An 18,917-nucleotide genomic window follows, 5' to 3' on the forward strand; every position below is an offset into this window, starting at 1 on the left:
CCTGTCCGGGTAGACGTTATACTCCGCCGCCATTTTTGCCTACCCTGAGGGTAGGCCCCTGATCGAACCGCTTCGAAATACTGCCACGCTGCCCCGATGAAATACATTATCAAGTTCTTTTCCGAGATCGCTATCAAGAGCAAGCCCGTGCGCCGTCGTTTTGTCGACAAGCTGGCGGAGAACCTGCGTGCCGTTCTGAAGGAGGTCGATCCGGAGGTGCGGGTGCAGCGCCACTGGGACAAGCTGGAAGTGGAGACCGGGGTCGGGCCTGCCCAGCAGCGGCGCATGGTCGAGGCCCTGCGCAGTGTCTCGGGCATCACCTATGTCCTGGAAGTGCAGTCGCACCCCCTGGGTGACCTGGACGATATCGTGGAGAAGGTGCTGCCGGTCTATGGCGAGCGCCTGGCGGGTCGGACTTTCGCGGTGCGCTGCAAACGCAATGGTGACCACGACTTCACGTCGGTGGAGGTGGAGCGCAAGGTGGGGGGCGCCCTGCTGGCGCGCACCGGGGCTGCCGGCGTCAGGCTGAAGGACCCCGAGGTCACCGTCGATATCGAGATCAGCAAGCACACCCTGTATGTGGTTGGCGAACGTCACCGCGGCATCGGCGGCTACCCGGTGGGCAGCGTCGGCCCGGTGCTCTCCTTGATCTCCGGTGGTTTCGACTCGCCGGTGGCCAGCTATCTCACCATGAAGCGCGGTATGCGCACCCATTTTCTGTTTTTCAATCTGGGTGGTCGCGACCACGAAATCGGGGTCAAGGAGGTGGCGCTGTACCTGTGGCAGAAATTCGGCTGCAACCAGCGCGTGCTGTTTATCAGCGTGCCCTTCGAGGAGGTGGTGGCGGAGTTGCTGAGCAGGGTAAAGGACAGCCAGATGGGGGTGATCCTGAAGCGCATGATGCTGCGGGTGGCAGATCGCATCGCCGCCGACCTGGAGATCGACGCGCTGGTCACCGGCGAGTGCGTGGCCCAGGTCAGCAGCCAGACCCTGCGCAATCTTTCTGTTATCGACGAGGTGAGTGAGCGCCTGGTCCTGCGGCCGCTGATTGCCACCGACAAAGAAGATATTGTGCGCATGGCTACCGAGATCGGCACCCGCGACTTCGCCGCGAGCATGCCCGAGTACTGCGGGGTCATCTCGGTCAATCCCACGACCCGCGCCAGGCTGGAGCGGGTGCGGGCGGAGGAAGAGCGCTTCGACCTGGCCATCCTCGACCGCGCCATCGCCAGTGCCCGGCAGACGCGCATCGACCGCCTGACCGACGAAGAGCTGGACAATGTCGAGGTGGAGGTACTCAGCGTGCCGCTGGCCGGCGCGACCATCATCGACATTCGCCACCCGGACGAAGAGGAGCTGGCGCCGCTGCAGGTGAGCGCCGAGGTGGCGAAGATACCCTTCTACCAGTTGCACGCGCGGGCGGCGGAGCTGCCGCGCGACAGAACCTACATGCTCTATTGCGGCAAGGGGGTGATGAGCCGCCTGCACGCGAGCCACCTGCTGGCGGAGGGTATGCTGACCGTGAAGGTTTACGCGCCTTGACGGCCTGGAAAGGGGTCAGAGTCGTGACTCTGACCCCACCCCGGAGCACGCTCCGCGCCGGCAGGGGCCGCTCTGCCAACGGTCAGGCCGCCGCCGACAGCTTCATCAACACCAGTCCGGCCACAATCAGTAGTGCCGCGAAGCAGCGTAGCGGCGTCAGCGCTTCGCCCAGCCACAGGGCGCCGACCGCAAAGGCGCCGATCGCACCGATACCGGTCCAGACCGTGTAGGCGGTGCCCAGGGGAAGAGTGCGCATGGCCAGCGCCAGCAGGCCGAAAGAGCCGGCCATGGCGACCAGCATGGTGATGGTTGCGGTGGGGCGGGTGAAGCCATTGGATTGCTTCATGGCAACCGCCCAGACAATTTCCAGCAGGCCGGCGAGGCCGAGGTAGAGCCAGGACATTGTGTGTCTCCTGTCCCGGGTCGTCCCGGTGAATTCGCCCACTGTGGGGGAGGTCGTCCTCACAGGCGGGATTATGGCCTCGCGTTGCCGGATTTCAAGCTGTGGAGCGCCCGATTTGCAGATTTGGCCCTATTGCCGCCCCCGCCTGTGACAAACTGCCGGCATCGAAGGCTACGGTTGACTTCGTCTATGGGGTACAATCCGCCGCCTTTTTTACCCGCCGCCCCCGCAGGGCCCAGGATTCCCCTTGATCGACAATCTCCGCAATATCGCCATTATCGCCCACGTTGACCATGGCAAAACCACCCTGGTGGACTGTCTGCTGCAGCAATCCGGCACCCTGGACCGCCGTTCCGAAGGCGCCGAGCGCATCATGGACTCCAACGACCAGGAGCGCGAGCGCGGCATCACCATTCTGGCCAAGAACACTGCCATCAAGTGGAACGACTACCGTATCAACATCGTCGATACCCCCGGGCACGCCGATTTCGGTGGCGAGGTGGAGCGGGTGCTGTCCATGGTGGACTCGGTGCTGCTGCTGGTGGACGCGGTGGACGGCCCCATGCCGCAGACCCGCTTTGTGACCTCCAAGGCCTTCGAGCAGGGCCTCAACCCCATCGTGGTGATCAACAAGGTCGACCGCCCCGGCGCGCGCCCGGACTGGGTGATGGACCAGGTCTTCGACCTCTTCGACAGCCTCGGCGCAACCGAGGAGCAGCTCGATTTCCCCGTGATCTACGCATCCGCCCTGAACGGCATTGCCGGCCTCGACGACAGCGACATGGCGGACGACATGACGCCCCTGTTCGAAATGATCGTGGAAAAAGTCAGCCCGCCGGCGGTGGACCGCGAAGGTCCCCTGCAGATGCAGATTTCCGCCCTGGACTACAACAGCTACGTGGGCGTGATCGGCGTCGGTCGCATCAAGCGCGGCAGCCTCAAGCCCAACCAGCAGGTGGTGGTCATCGACCGCCACGGCGACAAGCGCAAGGCCAAGGTGCTGCAGGTGATGGGTTACCTCGGCCTGGAGCGGGTCGAGGTAGAGCAGGCCACGGCCGGCGACATCGTTTGCATCACCGGTGTCGGCGAGCTGAATATTTCCGACACCCTGTGCAACCCCGAGCACCCGGAAGCCCTGCCGGCCCTGACCGTGGACGAGCCCACCGTGAGCATGACCTTCCAGGTCAACGACTCACCCTTCGCCGGCAAGGAAGGCAAGTACGTCACCAGCCGCAATATCAAGGAGCGCCTCGACCAGGAGCTGATCCACAACGTGGCCCTGCGCGTCGAGCAGGGCGACACCCCGGACAAGTTCAAGGTCTCCGGCCGCGGTGAGCTGCACCTGTCGGTGCTGATCGAGAATATGCGCCGCGAGGGCTTCGAGCTGGGCGTGTCGCGTCCGGAAGTGGTGCAGAAGGTGGTGGACGGCGAAATCCAGGAGCCGTTCGAGCAGGTCGTGATCGATGTCGAGGACCAGCACCAGGGGCCGATCATGGAAGAGCTGGGCCTGCGCAAGGCAGAGCTGACCAACATGGAACCCGACGGCAAGGGCCGAGTGCGCCTGACCTTTGTGGTGCCCTCGCGCGGCATGATCGGTTTCCGCTCCCACTTCCTGACGCTGACCAGCGGTTCCGGCATCATGACCAGCATTTTCGACCACTACGGCCCGGTGAAAATGGGTGACGTCGGCAAGCGCACCAACGGCGTGCTGGTGTCCATGGTCAAGGGCAAGACCCTGGCCTATGCCCTGTACACCCTGCAGGATCGCGGCCGCCTGTTCCTCGGCCACGGCGAGGACATCTACGAGGGCCAGATCGTCGGCCTGCACTCCCGCGCCAACGACCTGGTGGTCAACCCCACCAAAGCCAAGCAGCTCACCAACATCCGCGCCGCCGGTACCGATGAAGCGCTGACCCTGACCCCACCGGTGCGCCACACCCTGGAGCAGGCGCTGGAGTTCATCGAGGACGACGAACTGGTGGAAGTGACCCCCGAGAGCATCCGCCTGCGCAAGAAGCTGCTGCTGGAGCACGAACGCAAGCGCGCCAGCCGCGCCTGATCGCCTCCGGCTGCAGAACCGCCAGCGCTGCCGTGAAAGCCCTGCTGCAACGCGTCACCGAAGCCGCCGTCCACGTGGACGGCGACTGCGTGGGTGCAATCGGCCCGGGCCTGCTGGTACTGCTGGGGCTGGACAAGGGCGACGACCTTGCGGTGGCGGACAAATTGCTGGACAAGCTGCTGGCCTACCGCGTGTTCGGCGATGAACACGGCCGCATGAACCTGAGTGTGACGGACACCGGCGGCGGCGTACTGCTGGTGTCCCAGTTCACGCTTTCCGCCGATACCCGCAAGGGCCTGCGCCCGAGCTTCTCCAGGGCCCTGCCGCCGGCGGAAGCCGAGGCCCTGTATCAGCAGATCCTGTCGCGCCTGCAGGACCGCCACCCGACCGTGGCGGCCGGCAGCTTTGGCGCCGATATGCAGGTCTCGCTGGTGAATGACGGGCCGGTGACCTTCCTACTGGAGGTCGGTGGCTAGAGTCGGTGGCTGGTAGTCCCGGTCGCCAACCGCCTTGCGCCACTGCGCCAATTCCCCGGCCATGCTCTCCCTGACGTCGCGATAGGCAGGGTCTTCGGCCAGGTTCGGGCCGCCCGCTACGCCGTTGGCGTCCACCGCCCGCAATTCCACCGTCGCGCGCTCGGCGGCGAAGCAGTCGTCCATTTCTGGCGCAAGTTTGCCCTGCTCGTACGCGGCGCGGTATTCCCTGAACTCTGCACTGCCGGTCTGAATCGCCCCGGGAGCGCAATCGCCGTGCAAGGGAAACTGGTTCTCTTTGTACAGATAGTCCAGCGAGCGCACTGCACGCTCATGAAATGGGCGGGCATGTTCGTTGCGTTCGGCGAAGACATAGCGGCGCAGTGTACTGGTTGGGTTGTTCAGGCTGGCGCGGAAGGAGCGCCCTTCAATGTCGTCCGGAAGGCTGTTCACACCTGCCAGGTCGAGCAGCGTCGGTGCCAGGTCGATACCACTCAGCAACTGATCGCGGTGGCCCGCTTCTGTGATACCCCCGGGCCAGTGCACCACAAAGGGTGTTCTGATGCCGGCATCGTACAGGCCGGTCTTGGCGCGGAAAAAGGGCCGGCCATTGTCTGCCATCACCACAATCATGGTCTGGTCGAGCACGCCCTGTGCACGCAGTTCTGATACCACCCGACCCACATCGTGGTCGAAGCGACGCACTTCGCCGTAGTAATTCGCCAACTGTTTGCGGGTTCCGGGGCCATCGACAAATCCCGGAGGCACAACAATGCTGGCCGTATCCAGTGGCTCGACCGGGTCTGTCGGTAATAGCTGCCAGGGGCGATGGGGGTCCCGCGAAGCCAGCCAGAAGAAAAAGGGCTTGTCACGCGGGCGCTCCCGAAGCGAGCTCAGCCACTGCTGGCTGCCCGGGGAGTCACTTTCGTTAACGACCTTGTCGAACTGCCCGACAACTCTGGACCCAATGTGCCATTTCCCGATGCTGGCGGTGTAGTAGCCCTCGTTTCGCAGCAGCAATCCCAGTGTCGACTGGTCCTCGGGAAGGTATCCATGCAGCTTGGTCAGGCCATTGCTCTGGGGGTATTTCCCCGTTAGCAGGCTGGCCCGGCTGGCACTGCAGGACGCCGTGGCCAGGAACATGTTGTCATAGCGCAGGCCCGCATTGGCGAGGGAATCAATGTTCGGTGTTTCTACAAAGGTGTTGCCGTAGGTGCCGAGATCGTCAGCGCTCATGTCATCGGCAATAATCACGACAAAATTGGGGGGTTTCTTTTCAATGGCCTGGCGTTGTTCTTTGCCGATCGATTTGTCCAGCATGAAGCGAATAGCCGCGGCCAGTTCCTCATCGCTGCAATTGTCGCAGAATCCTTTTTCCGGCATGGCGCCGAACCCTTCCCGAACATTGTAGAGAAGTTGGTCAAAACCTTTTTCTGCGCGTTTGCTCCAGGCCTCGCGGTCCTTGAGTGACGGAATACCCTCAACCTGGCCATTGTGGCAGGTGGCGCAGCTGAATCGGTATACCGTCGCGCCGGCGCGCTCCTCAGGCTGCTCCACCGCTTCTTCATCAAAGCTGCGCCCGAGCCGCATTACCCGACCGCTTCTCTGGAGCAGAACGTAGATGGAGCCGTCGCTGGCAACTTTTATGTCACGCACACGATCCTTGATCTCCGACAGCAGCGTCTGGGCAGAGATGACCTTGCCGTCCTGGAGATCAAGCATGCTGATTTGCGCGCCTTTGAGGGCGCCAACCAGCAGGTGGCCCTGCCACTCCGGGAAAAGTTCTCCGCGGTACACCGCCAGGGGTGAAATGGCGATGGAGGGAAGATAGTAATACAGGGGCTGTGACAGGCCGGCGCGTTCGGTGCCAATGCCCTTTAGCTGGGTATTGTAGTTTGCGCCATAGGTGATGAGTGGCCATCCGTAGTTCGCGCCAGCTTCGACGACGTTAACCTCGTCTCCGCCCATCGGGCCGTGCTCGGCTTCGTAAACTTTGCCGGTAAGTGGGTCGACATCAAGCCCCTGCGGATTGCGAACGCCCAGGGCGTAGATGCGATCATCAATGCTGTCGTTGCCGATGAAGGGGTTGTCTGCAGGTACTTCGCCTTCGGCTGTGAGCCGGATGATCTTGCCGTTCAGAGACTGGCCGTCCTGGGCCCCAAGATCATTGGATCTGTCGCCGGTGCCGATATACAGCAATCCCTGGCTATCAAATGCCAGTGCTCCGCCGAGATTGGAATTGCTTTTTTCATAGGGAAGGGAGACGAAAATCTGCTGAACGTCGTGCAGGGTGTCCTGACGCAACACCGCGCGGGTTACGGCCGTTGCGTGTAACGCTGGCTGTTCCGGAGAGGCGACGGCATGGCTCAGATACACGATGCCATTGTTGGCGAAATCAGGGTGCAGGGCGACGTCCATCAGGCCGAGCTGGCCTTTGCCATTCGCGAACTGGGGCAGGCCCTTGATGCGGGTGGTCTCGCCACTGACCGGGTCGAGCCAAAGCAGCCCCTGTGAGAACTCGGTTATAAGGAGGCGGCCGTCCGGGGTAAATTCCATCGCCCAGGGATATTTCAGACCTTTGTAGACAACCTCAAACGTGGCATTGCGGACATTCAGGGATGCCAGCGAATCCAGATCCCCTTGATAGGGCTTGGGCTGGCCAGCAGCCCGCTTTTTCTTGCCGCGCAACTCTGCGTTTTTTGTCGCGATCGCCTCATTGAGCCTGGCAGAGTCGCGATCGCCGGGGTCCAGCCAGAGATAGACCCCCAGCGTGATGGCTCCCAGCAATAGCAGACCCGTTGTCGCGATCCACAGGCTACGCGTTAGTTTCATCGTGTTGTCCCTTATTCTTTAGTCGGAAAAACCATTTCGATGTGGGGAATGCCGTCTTCCAGGTACTCATCGCCGTCAGCGACAAACCCCAGGCTGCTGTAGAAATCCAGCAGGTAGGCCTGGGCGCCAATGCGGATGCCGCTACCCGGCCACTGCCCCAGGTTGAAGTCGATCCCGCGCCGGACCAGCTCCCGTCCCAGCTGTGTGCCGCGGGCTGACGGGGATACGACGACGCGACCAATGGAGCTCTGCCCGAAGGCGAGTCCCGGCGGCAGGCAGCGCTGGGTGGCGAGAAGCTTCCCGCCGCGCCAGCACAGCATGTGGAAGGCTCCCTGGTCCAGGCCGTCCAGGTCCAGGTAGGGGCAGTCCTGTTCCACCACGAAAACTTCCTGTCGCAGTTGCAGTGCTGCGTAGAGTTCAGTCAGGGTGAGCTCGCCAAAGGCCCGGACCTGCCAGTGCAACTCGCTCAATGGTGGTGACCACCCACGCCGTGGGCGTGCCCGTGGTCGATTTCTTCCTGGGTCGCGGCGCGCACGTCGACAATATCCACGACAAAGGTCAGGGCCTGGCCCGCCAGCGGGTGGTTGGTATCCACGGTAGCGGAGTGGCGCCCCACCTTGAGGACGGTCACCGGGTGGCGGCCCTCCTGGGTATTCACCTGTACCACCATGCCCGGGCGCAGTTTGCCGTTGAACAGCAGGTGCTTCACCGGCACTTTCTGCTCGCGTTCCGGCAGGCGTTCACCATAGGCATCGGCCGGGGCCAGGGTCACTTCCACATGGTCGCCGGCGGTCTTGCCTTCCAGCGCGGCCTCCAGACCGGGAATGATGTTGCTGGCGCCGTGCAGGTAGGCGCTGGGCTCGCCGTCGCCCGAGCTTTCCATCTCGTTACCCTGCTCGTCGCGCAGGATGTAGTGGAAGGTGGCGACGCTGTTCTTGCTGATATTCACGGACAATCTCCTGAAAAAGTGCGGCGATTCTAACACGCTCCCAGCCATCTACCGGCCCCTGCGGGGATTCCATATTCCCCCCGGCGAACTCTTGCTACTATACTGCCCTCGGTTGCCGCTACAGACTCTGGCTGGCGGTACTATGAGTTGACCAGGGGGCAGGGAGCCGCCAGAGCTCCTGGCAGAACAAGGGCACAGAATGTTAGCGAACGCAGAGCTCGCACAGGATTTTAATCGGCTGAATCAGCAGCACAAGGAACTGGTTCTGGCGCTGCTGGATGTGGTGAACATCCCCCCCGTGCGGGTGGAGGTCGAGGCGACATCGGAGGGAAATTTCCGCGGCTTCGACGGCGGCAAGTTCTACCTGGTGGACAGCGGCTCGATCAGCGCCCGCTATCGCGGCCGCACGATCTATTTTCTCGAGGAAGGGGACATGCTGTTGCCGGACATCGCCGGCCTCGGCAATCAGGACGTGGCAGTGTTCTACGGCAGCGAGGCGGGCGCCAGCCTGTACAGCTACCCGGCCCTCGAGTTCATGCAGCGGGTATTTGCCGAACCGGCGGCCATCAAGCTGTGGACCCGCCTGCTCATCACCTATGCCGGCATGATGCTGCGCCTCACCGCCGCGCGCACCCACGAGGACAGCCAGGCCACTCCCGGTTTCGAGATGTTCGACGCGGGCGACATTATCATTCGCCAGGGAGAGCGAGCCGATTACGTGTTCAACCTCTCTTCCGGCAGCGCAGAGGTGCTGGTGGACGATGTGATCGTGGGGCGTATCAGCGAGGGTGAAATCTTCGGTGCGATGGCGGCCCTGACCCATGCCGATCGCAGCGCCACGGTGCGTGCGGAAACGCCCTGTGCCGTGGTTAAAGTGCCGAAGGAGCAGTTTACCGACCTGATCAAGAGCAACCCCGCAACCATCCACAGCCTGCTGATCGACATGGCCAATTCCATCGTCAATCTCAACGAGCAACTGGTGGGCCTGCGCAACAGCGCCCGCAGACCGCAAACCTGAACCGGCGGGCCGCGGCCCGCGCACCCGCCGCCCCCGGGCGGCCAGCACTGAATGTAACGACAGGACCAGTCAAGCATGTCCGACATACTGGAAATGGATCACGACGGCACCGAACAGGTGTCGCTCAAGCAGTACACCGAGAAAGCCTACCTGGACTATTCCATGTATGTCATTCTCGATCGGGCCCTGCCCCACATCGGCGACGGCCTGAAACCGGTGCAGCGCCGCATCGTCTACGCGATGAGCGAGCTGGGCCTGAAGGCCACCGCCAAGTTCAAGAAATCGGCCCGTACCGTGGGCGATGTCATCGGCAAGTTTCACCCGCACGGCGACAGCGCAGCCTATGAAGCCATGGTGCTGATGGCCCAGAACTTCAGCTACCGCTACCCGCTGGTGGACGGCCAGGGCAACTGGGGCTCGCCGGACGACCCCAAATCCTTCGCCGCCATGCGCTATACCGAGTCGCGCCTCACGCCCTACGCCGAGGTGCTGCTGGGTGAGCTGGGCCAGGGTACGGTGGACTGGGTGCCGAATTTCGACGGCACCATGGAAGAGCCCTCGGTGCTGCCCGCCCAGGTGCCCAACGTACTGCTCAACGGCATTACCGGCATTGCCGTGGGCATGGCCACCGACGTACCGCCCCACAATCTGCGGGAGGTGGTCAACGCCGCCATCCACCTGCTGGATTCGCCGGGCGCAACCGTGGCCGAGCTTTGCGAGTTCGTGCAGGGCCCGGACTATCCGACCGAGGCCGAGATCATCACCCCGCGGGACGAGATCATCAACATGTACGAAACCGGCCGCGGCGGCATGCGTGCACGTGCGGTATGGGAGCGCGAAAACGGCGATGTGGTGGTGAATGCCCTGCCCTACCAGGTGTCCGGCTCGCGGGTGCTGGAGCAGATTGCCCAGCAGATGCAGGCCAAGAAGCTGCCGATGGTGGCGGACCTGCGCGACGAATCCGACCACGAAAACCCGACGCGCCTGGTCATCGTGCCGCGCTCCAACCGGGTTGATGTGGAGGCGCTGATGAGTCACCTCTTCGCCACCACCGACCTGGAAAAGACCTACCGGGTCAACCTCAACCTGATCGGTATCGACGGCCGGCCGGCGGTGAAGGCCCTGAACGTCATCCTGAAAGAGTGGCTCAGCTTCCGCACCACTACCGTGCGCCGCCGATTGCAGTACCGGCTGGAGAAGGTGCTCAAGCGCCTGCACATTCTGGAAGGCTACCTCGTTGCCTACCTCAACATTGACGAAGTGATCCACATCATCCGCACCGAGGACAAGCCAAAGCCCGCGCTGATGGCGCGCTTTGGCATCACCGACGTGCAGGCCGAAGCCATCCTCGAACTGAAGCTGCGCAACCTGGCCAAGCTCGAGGAGATGAAAATCCGCGGTGAGCAGGATGAGCTGAACGCCGAGCGGGAAAAACTGGAACTGATCCTGGGCTCAGAGGCGCGACTGAAAACCCTGATCAAGAAGGAACTGGTGGCTGCCGCCGAGCAGTACGGCGACGAGCGTCGCTCGCGTCTCGCCGAGCGCGACGAGGCCAAGGCCTTCTCCGCCCTGGAATTGATGAGCGCGGACCCGATCACCGTGGTGCTGTCCGACAAGGGCTGGATTCGCGCCGCCAAGGGCCACGACATCGACCCGACGAGCCTCAGTTACAAGTCCGGCGACGGCTTCAAGCTGGCGGTGCACGGGCGCAGCAACCAGCCGGTGGTGATCCTCGATTCCACCGGTCGCTCCTACACGCTGGCCTCCCACAACCTGCCCTCGGCCCGGGGCCAGGGTGAACCCCTTACCGGCCGCATCAACCCGCCGTCGGGGGCCTCCTTCGAGGGCATGGTGATGGGCGCCGAGGAGCAGCTCTGTTTGCTGGCCTCCGACGCCGGCTACGGTTTCGTCGCCAAGCTCGGTGATTTGCAGTCCAAGAATCGCGCCGGCAAGTCCGCGCTGACCCTGCCCAAGGGCGGCAAGGTGATGCAGCCGGCCCTCATCGAGGGCTCGGGCGAGGGCGCCCACGTCGCGGCTGTTTCCAACGAGGGGCGCCTGCTGGTCTTCCCCCTCGCGGACCTGCCGCAGATGGCCCGCGGCAAGGGCAACAAGATTCTCGGCATCCCCGGTGCGCGGGTGCAGGCGCGGGAGGAGTTCCTGGTGTCGGTGCAGGTGCTCGGTGAACAGCAATCGCTGGTGGTGCATGCCGGCAAACGGCACCTGACGCTGAAATTCTCGGAGCTGGAGCACTATCGCGGCGAACGCGGACGGCGCGGCAACAAGCTGCCGCGCGGCTTCCAGAAAGTCGACGGGATGGCGGTCGAGGGGTAGTGCCCCGACTGCCGCCCGTCGCGGTGTCAGTCGGCTCCTATATGTTCTTCAAGAAACTCGCCGGACTCGCGCAGGAAGGTCTGGCGGGAACTTTCCAGGCTGAGCCAGTGATCCTCCCCGTCGAAAACCTCGAGCCGGCCCTCCCGGTTGCCGGCTTTTTTCAAGTTTCGCGACAGGAATAGCGACTGCTCGTAGGGTACGACGGTGTCCTTGTCTCCGTGGAACAGCAGCACGGGCGGTGTTTCACGTGTGACCAGGAAGGCGGGCGAGAGCGATTTGTGGTGGTCGTCTTCGAAGCGCGAGCCGATGCTTTTTACCCAGTAGTCCGTATCGCCGAATGAGTCCCGAACATGGTTGTACATGCTGCCCAGATTGCTGACCGGGGCAAATGCCACTGCGCAACGGTAGCGCTCCGGCCGGGTGATAACTCCCATAAGGGCGGCGTAGCCGCCGTAGCTGGCGCCGACGGCGCAGATTTTATCGGGGTCGACGAGGCCGGCGTCGATGAGCGCCTGCACGCCGTCGTCGAGATCGCTCTGCATTTTGCCGCCCCACTCCCGCAGGCCGGCGTCCTCGAACTCGCTGCCGTAGCCGGTGGAGCCGCGAAAGTTGGGTTGGAATACCGCGTAGCCCCGGGACGCGAAGTATTGCCGCATCCAGTCGAATTCCGCGCTGTCCCGGGCATTGGGGCCGCCGTGGGGCAGCAGCACCAGGGGCGGCGCCTGGCCGTCTTCCTGGCCTGTGGGGATGGTCAAATAGCCGTGTATTGGCAGACCGTCCGCCGCCGCGTAGTCGAAGCGTTTGACCGGTGACAGTAGCTCCGGGGTTACATTGGGCCATGCGTTTGCCACCGCCGCGATGGAGCCCGCTTTCCGGTCGTAGAGGTAGTAGGTCCGTGGTGTACTCGGTGAAGTCACGGCGACGATAATCCGGGAAAAGTCGTCGGTCAGGGAGAGCAGGTCTACAGTGGCATCCGGGAAGGTGGCCTCCAGGTTGGCCTGTACCTGTGCAAACTCGCGATCCAGGTAGCGATAAACGGCCCTGTCCTCGATATGGTAGGTGCCGACAACGGATTGCGTGCGCTGATCGATGATAACGGAGTCTACGTCATAGGTGTCGTCCCGATTGACGATCCTGGGCTCGACGACTTTGCCCTGGTCTATCGAGACCCGCACGATTTGCTCCCGGCCTCCGTCGCCCGTCTCGGCAATGTACAGACTCTTCAGCGCGGCGTCTGTACCCAGAATTGATTCACTGAAGTAGGCATCCTCCCCCGCTTCGAGGCGCGTGAGTGGTGAAAAATCGTCTTCTGCGTTGTCCCGGTACCACCAGATATCTTCTTTTGCCTCACTGTGATACTGGTATTTCAGCAGTACCTCACCGGCGTTGTTTGCCAGCCAGCGACTGCTGGTGCGTCTTGATTCTTCAATTGCCCGGATGTCGCCATTGTTGATATCGACCTGGTACAGCCCGCGGTAGGTGATGGTGGTTTCTTTGCTGGTCCGTGAGCCCGTTGTTATTTCGCCGGGCTCGTCGGCATAGGCCGCCATCAAAATGTGCTGCGGATCGTCAGGCACCCGGTGTACCAGCCAGGGCCCGTTGACGAAATTGACAAACTTGCTGTTACTGAATGGCCAGAGCATCTCATTGCTTTCTGCGTCAAGCAGGCCGGTGCGGGACAGCGTAAACAGCTTTCTGTTGCCCTTGGCATAGAACGGGACGGTCATCCCCACCAGCAGGCGATCATTGCTTACCCAGAGGAATTCACGAATGTTGCCTTCTGCGAGACTGTACACGTTGGGTGCGCTGTCATCCTCCAGGGATCGGTTCACCAGTACGTATTTGCCATCGAGCTTTTGCAGGTAGGCTATGCGCTTGCCGTCAAAGGAAATCTGTACTGACTTGTACATGGGCAGCTGGCCGAATACCTCGGCTGGCGACGGCGAAGATGCGGCAAGCGCGTTGACGGACAGTGTGCAGGCCAGTATGGCCATAAGGCGTGACAAAAATCTCATGTAGGCTCCCCATCGATACAAAAGACTGATTATTGTGTGTATTTTTATTGCAACAGACCTCATCAAAAGCGGTCATTTTTGAGGGCGCGTGAGTCAGCGCGCCAGGCTGTGCTGACTCAAGGTCCAGCAATCTTCCGCAAGATCAGCTGCAGCTGCCGCTCCAGCAGGTCCGCATAGGGCCCCTCGAAACTCTCCAGAATGGAGTAGTTCCCGAGCTCACTGGGCTGCGCTTCAAGGCGGCCATTGACATCCATATCCTCGACAATACCCGGCGACAGCATCACCCGTGGCGGCAGGCTGGCGCAGACGGCGTGCAGCTCGTCCAGCGTATGCTGCATGTACAGGCCGGGATAGATGTCGGCTTCATCCCCCAGCCCAAGCTCGCTGTGCGCCACCGCCATGTTGATGCCCAGCGACAGCGTCATGTTCTTCTCCACTTCCCGGCACACCGCCTGCACCAGGGCGCCGCAGGCTGCGGCGCGAAAGGCGGCGCTGCCGGCGCTGCCCTGGCCGGTGAAGAAGATGGCCAGGCCGAACTGGCGCATGACCTGGATGCGGCCGCCATAGAAACCGGCGGCGGCGTAGACCACCTGGTGCAGGCGGTCGGTGTAGCGGTGCAGGGACTCCTCGTCGAGGGTGTCCACGTATTCGGTGAGACTGGCCAGGTGCAGGTAGAGGATGGCGCTGGTGTCGTAGTTTTCATCCCGCGCGCCGGCCCCGGAGCGCGGGCGCAGCAAATCCATGGGCAGGGCGTCGATGTCGGCCGCCAGGCTCTGCAGTTCGTTGTCTGGCCGCGGTTTGCCGCGATTTTCGTCCAGCGCGACTTTGCGGCCCAGGCTCAGCAGTTGTTTGCCCAGGCGCTGGCCGAGGTGGAGGGTGAGGCCGTAGACGGCGGCGCTGAGCAGGATGGCCAGGCCGAGCAGGCTCAGCAGGAAGCGCCAGCGTGCGGCCTGGGCGCTGTCGGTGTTCAGGGTAATGACGACTTCACCGGCGACATCGGAGGCCACCCGTACCGGCGCCCGGTACTGGCGCAGGTTCTCGCCGCTGGCGCTGCCCGCCTGGCCGAGAGCCTTGCCCTCGATGTCGTAGACTGCGACCTGCTGCGCCGGCGAAGTGGCGACAAAACGCTGTAGCGAAGCGGCAACACTGAGCAGGTCGCCGGTTTCCAGTGCGCTGCCGACGCGGCCAGCAATCTGCTGGGCCAGGGCATTACCGTGCTCGGCCTGCTGCGACTGCAACAGGTGCTGGCTGGACGAGGTGGCCAGCAACACCAGCGACAGGCTGACGAACAGGCAGCAGCCCGCGGCAACAAGGGCCAGTTGTTGCCCCAGTTTCAGGTTCTGTATACGGCTGATCACGCGCCCTGACATCCCTTCCCAAAGCGGCTGAGTATAAACCAACGAAGCTGCCCTGCGGGGCCGATGGGGCTTCGGTGGCCAGTTTCCCGGCCCGGCCGGCGCGGGTAGAATAGCGCGCTTTGCCGCCGACGAGACTGCCCGTGAACCATATTCTGTTGATTACCCTGTCCGGTCCGGACCGGTCCGGTATCACCGCGGCGGTGACCGGCGTGCTGGCCCGACACGGCGGCAATGTGCTGGATATCGGGCAGGCGGTGATTCACTCCACTCTGTCCCTCGGCCTGCTGGTGGAGCTGACGCCGCAACACGACGGCACCGCCCTGCAAAGCGCCTTGCAGGCGTTTGCCGACGAGGCGGGCCTGCGCCTGCGCAGCGAGGCGGTGGCGCCGGCCGCTTACGGCGAGTGGGTGGAAGCCCAGGGCCGGGCGCGTTACATCATTACCCTGCTGGCGCGCAAAATCACCGCTGAGCAGGTGAACCGGGTGAGCACCGTGTTTGCGGATCACGGGCTCGGCATCGACGGCATCACCCGCCTGTCCGGGCGCCTTCCGCTGGGCGAGTTGCCGCCCCTGAGCAAGGCCTGTGTCGAGTTTTCGGTGCGCGGGCCGCTGGCGGATCCGGAGGCTTTCCGCAGTGACCTGCTGGAACTGGCCGCCAGCCTCGACGTCGACCTGGCCCTGCAGCAGGACAATATGTTCCGCCGCCACCGCCGGCTGGTCGCCTTCGATATGGATTCCACCCTGATCGAGGCGGAGGTGATCGACGAGTTGGCGCGGGAGGCCGGCGTCGGTGAGCAGGTGGCGGAAATCACCGAGCGCGCGATGCGGGGTGAACTCGACTTCAGCGAGAGTTTCCGTGCCCGGGTGGGCCTGCTCAAAGGCCTGCCGGAATCCGCCCTGGAGACCATCGCCGGGCGCCTGCAGATCACCGAGGGTGCCGAGCACCTGATCAGCACCCTGCGCCGGCTGGGCTATCGCACGGCCATCCTCTCCGGCGGCTTCACCTACTTCGCCCGTCAGCTGCAGCAGCGACTGGGGATCGACCATGTCTACGCCAATGAGCTGGATATCGTCGACGGCCGGGTGACCGGGGCGGTGACCGGCGAAATTGTCGACGGCAGGCGCAAGGCGGAATTGCTGAAGGAGATCGCCAGTCGTGAAGGTATCGACCTGCAGCAGGTGATCGCTGTGGGCGACGGCGCCAACGACCTTCCCATGCTCAGCATCGCCGGCCTCGGGGTGGCCTTCCGCGCCAAACCGCTGGTCAAGCAGAGCGCCGAGCAGTCCATTTCCACCCTGGGGCTGGACGCCATTCTCTATTTGTTGGGTATCTCCGACCGCTATCAGCAGGAGCAGTAAGGCAGCCCTTCCTCAGAGCTGCGACCACAGGGAGTCGAAGGGCGACCTGGGCATGGTGATTTCCTCAGCCACCGCGCTGCTGCTTTTTTCCAGTTCCCTGATATAGCGGAAATCAAACTGGCTGTAGCTGCTGCTGGCGCTCACCTGACGCAGTAGCTGTACCAGGAATTCCTCGCCATCTCCCAGCAGGACGACCCGCTGGCGCTCGTGAAACCCGGTGCGGGGGGTGACTAGCGTGTGGGGTTTGCCCACCAGTTTGATTTCCGGCAGGAGCAGCACGCGGATGGGGCGCGACAATTCTCCCCCCGGCCCCATCACCCGGGCGCCGTAGGGCATGGCCCGCGGGCTCAGCAGCTCCAGCCCGATCAGGGTTGTAGAGGACTCCATGGCGCTGATCCAGCGCACTGTGGCAATGACCCATTCCACCTGGCCGGTCTCGCGCACACAGAGAATGTCGCCCGAGCGCAGATTGACGGGGTTGGGGTCACTCCAGTTCAGGCAATAGCCGCCGGGGCTGGCGTTGAGTACCTCGGCGCGGTAGACCGTGAAGCGCGCTGGCGGCTGACTGCCGGGGCGGCCGGTCTCCCCGATGCGCGCCAGGCCCAGGGGGTCGATATCCACCGAGCGGACGTCGGTATTTTCGCGGCCTTTGCTGTCCGCCTCGCCGCGATGGATATCGTCTGACTCGGACTCTTCCCAGATGTCGCGGGCCCGGGAGCGGGAGGCGAAAGGATTGTCATCCTGCCCGCCGCCGGCCAGGTGGGGGGGCAAGAACTCGCTGAAGGTGCGTTCACCCGCGCAATGGTAGTGGGCGCTGCTGAGGCCTACGGCCACTTCCAGTTGGCTGGCATTGCCGGCGCGGCGGCTGAAATTGCGCTGGCTGGGAGGCGATAGCGCGGCGATCAGGTGATCGAGGATGGAGATCGGCAGCGCCAGTTCGCGCAGTGGGGAGTGGCGACCATAGCCGCGCCGCTCCTGTTCCCGCAGTTGCTGCAAATGGGCCATCAGTCCGCTGGTGTCGATATAGCGCAGCTGGGTGCCGCTGGTGTCACCCCGGCTGTAGCTGGGTGGCTGGTCGCTGTGCAGATCCACCTCGAACTGGCCGGGGCCGTCCTCTTTTTCGTCATGCAGGCGCAGCATCGGCCCCCAGTGCTGTTGCAGGGCGCGGTATATGGCGGTCAGGTCGCTCTGGCGCAACTGGTTGGGTTGGCAGCAGCCCAGCATGACGGCGCTCAACCAGGCCTCGGTGAGTGTGGTGTCGTGGCCCTGCAGGTCGCGCACGGGCAGCTTTGCCAGCTGCTGGCGTTCGCCCAGCGCGTAGAGCTGGTGCAGGGTCAGCCAGCTCTGGGGCTCCAGGTGCTGGTACAGCTGGAAGGTCTGCAGCATGCGCTGGCCGGCGAACTGGATGGCCCGCTGCAGGGCTTCGCAGGCGAGACGCGCAGGGTGGGCGGGCTGCTCGCCACCGACGCGCTGGATGGTATGTACCGCCACCAGGGTGTAGCCGGTGGAGATCAGGCTGAGCAGGCTTTCGGTCAGCTCGGCCAGTTGCCGGGAGGTCTCCGGCAGGACCAGCGGCTGGTTGAGGAAGAGTCGCGACAGCTGCTGCAGAATCGTTTGCAGGGTGGGGCACAGGGCTTCCAGGATGGACTGACGCTGGCCCGGGGCCAGTTCCACCCGGTTCAATTCGCCCACCGTCTCGCGCAGCTGGCTGACGGCGACGCGCAGGTCGCTGGTGGGCAGACCCTTCGCCCAGTTCCCGGCCGCCCCGGCGTCGAGGGCAAAGGCCTTGAACTGCGTCAGATCCTGACGGGGTATCCGCAACTTGATGGGCGCGTTCTCACTCATGGGCAACCGCCGGCTCTGTCTTTCCTGCTGTTTCAAGGTTAGCCCATCTGGCACCTCTCGCGCCACAGCCGGCAATGGCCCGCCTGAGGGTGCGCAACGCTGCCAAATCGCGCGACTGTGAGGTATCATTGCCGCCCATTTTTTCAGCAACTGTGGCAGTCATGGCTAACTACTCCACCAACGAATTCCGCTCCGGCCTGAAAGTGATGCTGGACGGCGACCCCTGCTCCATTCTCGAGAACGAGTTCGTCAAGCCCGGCAAGGGCCAGGCCTTCAATCGCGTGCGCATGCGTAACCTGGCCACCGGCCGCGTTTGGGAGCGCACCTTCAAGTCCGGCGATACCCTGGAAGGCGCCGACGTGATGGACCGCAACATGCAGTACCTCTACAACGACGGCGAGTTCTGGCACTTCATGGAGCCGGATACCTTCGAGCAGTTCCAGGCCGACGCCAAGGCCGTTGGCGAGTCCCACCTGTGGCTGAAGGAACAGGACGAGTGCGTGGTTACTCTCTACAACGGCAGCCCCCTGTCGGTGACCCCGCCCAACTTCGTCGAGCTGGAAATTGTCGAGACCGACCCCGGCCTCAAGGGCGACACCGCCCAGGGCGGCAGCAAGCCGGCGACCCTGGTGACCGGCGCGGTGGTCAAGGTGCCCCTGTTCATCACCACCGGTGAAGTGGTGCGCGTGGACACCCGCACCGGCGAATACCAGAACCGGGTCAGCAAGTAAGCC

The 18,917-nt window shown here is 63.5% G+C and carries 14 protein-coding genes; 7 read left to right on the top strand and 7 right to left on the bottom strand.

The window, feature by feature from the left end:
- Positions 1-96 precede the first annotated feature (96 nt).
- Positions 97-1,542 (top strand): tRNA uracil 4-sulfurtransferase ThiI, encoded by a 1,446-nt coding sequence (thiI, locus tag FVW59_RS08885; RefSeq protein ID WP_148063893.1) that lies wholly within the window; start codon positions 97-99, stop codon positions 1,540-1,542.
- Positions 1,543-1,624: 82 nt separating this feature from the next.
- Here thiI and FVW59_RS08890 read toward each other — a convergent pair whose 3' ends face one another.
- The gene (locus FVW59_RS08890; protein ID WP_148063894.1) at positions 1,625-1,945 is read right to left on the bottom strand and encodes a DMT family transporter; all 321 of its coding nucleotides are present in this window, start codon (positions 1,943-1,945) and stop codon (positions 1,625-1,627) included.
- A gap of 247 nt (positions 1,946-2,192) precedes the next feature.
- Between FVW59_RS08890 and typA the strand changes: the two genes are divergently transcribed.
- Positions 2,193-4,004, top strand: a complete 1,812-nt coding sequence (gene typA, locus FVW59_RS08895; RefSeq protein ID WP_148063895.1) for a translational GTPase TypA — start codon at positions 2,193-2,195, stop codon at positions 4,002-4,004.
- A 32-nt stretch (positions 4,005-4,036) separates the two neighbouring features.
- Entirely contained in the window at positions 4,037-4,480 is a 444-nt protein-coding gene (dtd, locus tag FVW59_RS08900; protein ID WP_148063896.1) for a D-aminoacyl-tRNA deacylase, read from the top strand.
- On the opposite strand, the gene FVW59_RS08905 is transcribed toward dtd, so the two are convergent.
- From FVW59_RS08905 to FVW59_RS08915, 3 genes are read right to left on the bottom strand one after another with little or no spacing between them, the layout of a single operon-like run.
- Positions 4,460-7,309, bottom strand: coding sequence for a PQQ-dependent sugar dehydrogenase (locus tag FVW59_RS08905; protein WP_148063897.1), 2,850 nt, complete (start codon positions 7,307-7,309; stop codon positions 4,460-4,462). The two genes, dtd and FVW59_RS08905, sit on opposite strands and share 21 nt — an antisense overlap.
- Positions 7,310-7,320: 11 nt before the next feature.
- Positions 7,321-7,779 (bottom strand): GNAT family N-acetyltransferase, encoded by a 459-nt coding sequence (locus FVW59_RS08910; RefSeq protein WP_246139682.1) that lies wholly within the window; start codon positions 7,777-7,779, stop codon positions 7,321-7,323.
- Positions 7,776-8,258 (bottom strand): FKBP-type peptidyl-prolyl cis-trans isomerase, encoded by a 483-nt coding sequence (locus FVW59_RS08915; protein WP_148063898.1) that lies wholly within the window; start codon positions 8,256-8,258, stop codon positions 7,776-7,778. Before FVW59_RS08915 ends, FVW59_RS08910 begins: the two co-directional genes overlap by 4 nt.
- A 199-nt stretch (positions 8,259-8,457) precedes the next feature.
- On the opposite strand from FVW59_RS08915, the gene FVW59_RS08920 reads away from it, so the two are divergent.
- Both FVW59_RS08920 and parC read left to right on the top strand, forming a co-directional pair.
- Positions 8,458-9,276 (top strand): Crp/Fnr family transcriptional regulator, encoded by an 819-nt coding sequence (locus FVW59_RS08920; protein ID WP_148063899.1) that lies wholly within the window; start codon positions 8,458-8,460, stop codon positions 9,274-9,276.
- A 75-nt stretch (positions 9,277-9,351) separates the two neighbouring features.
- Positions 9,352-11,607, top strand: coding sequence for a DNA topoisomerase IV subunit A (parC, locus tag FVW59_RS08925; protein WP_148063900.1), 2,256 nt, complete (start codon positions 9,352-9,354; stop codon positions 11,605-11,607).
- Positions 11,608-11,633: 26 nt separating this feature from the next.
- Here parC and FVW59_RS08930 read toward each other — a convergent pair whose 3' ends face one another.
- Positions 11,634-13,622, bottom strand: a complete 1,989-nt coding sequence (locus FVW59_RS08930; protein WP_187275826.1) for an alpha/beta hydrolase family protein — start codon at positions 13,620-13,622, stop codon at positions 11,634-11,636.
- A gap of 116 nt (positions 13,623-13,738) precedes the next feature.
- On the bottom strand, positions 13,739-14,980 hold the full coding sequence (locus FVW59_RS08935; protein ID WP_148063902.1) for a hypothetical protein: 1,242 nt from the start codon (positions 14,978-14,980) through the stop codon (positions 13,739-13,741).
- A gap of 140 nt (positions 14,981-15,120) precedes the next feature.
- Here FVW59_RS08935 and serB point away from each other — a divergent pair, with 140 nt between their 5' ends.
- Positions 15,121-16,338 (top strand): phosphoserine phosphatase SerB, encoded by a 1,218-nt coding sequence (serB, locus tag FVW59_RS08940; protein ID WP_148063903.1) that lies wholly within the window; start codon positions 15,121-15,123, stop codon positions 16,336-16,338.
- 12 nt (positions 16,339-16,350) lie between these two features.
- Here the strand turns inward: serB and FVW59_RS08945 are convergent, their stop codons facing one another.
- Complete coding sequence (locus FVW59_RS08945) at positions 16,351-18,183, bottom strand: GTPase (protein ID WP_148063904.1); 1,833 nt, start codon at positions 18,181-18,183, stop codon at positions 16,351-16,353.
- A 161-nt stretch (positions 18,184-18,344) separates the two neighbouring features.
- Between FVW59_RS08945 and efp the strand changes: the two genes are divergently transcribed.
- Positions 18,345-18,914: an elongation factor P gene (gene efp / locus FVW59_RS08950; RefSeq protein WP_148063905.1), complete on the top strand. Its 570-nt coding sequence runs from the start codon at positions 18,345-18,347 to the stop codon at positions 18,912-18,914.
- Positions 18,915-18,917 lie beyond the last annotated feature (3 nt).

This window comes from Parahaliea aestuarii (assembly GCF_008064635.1).
Classification (GTDB): Bacteria; Pseudomonadota; Gammaproteobacteria; order Pseudomonadales; family Halieaceae; genus Parahaliea; species Parahaliea aestuarii.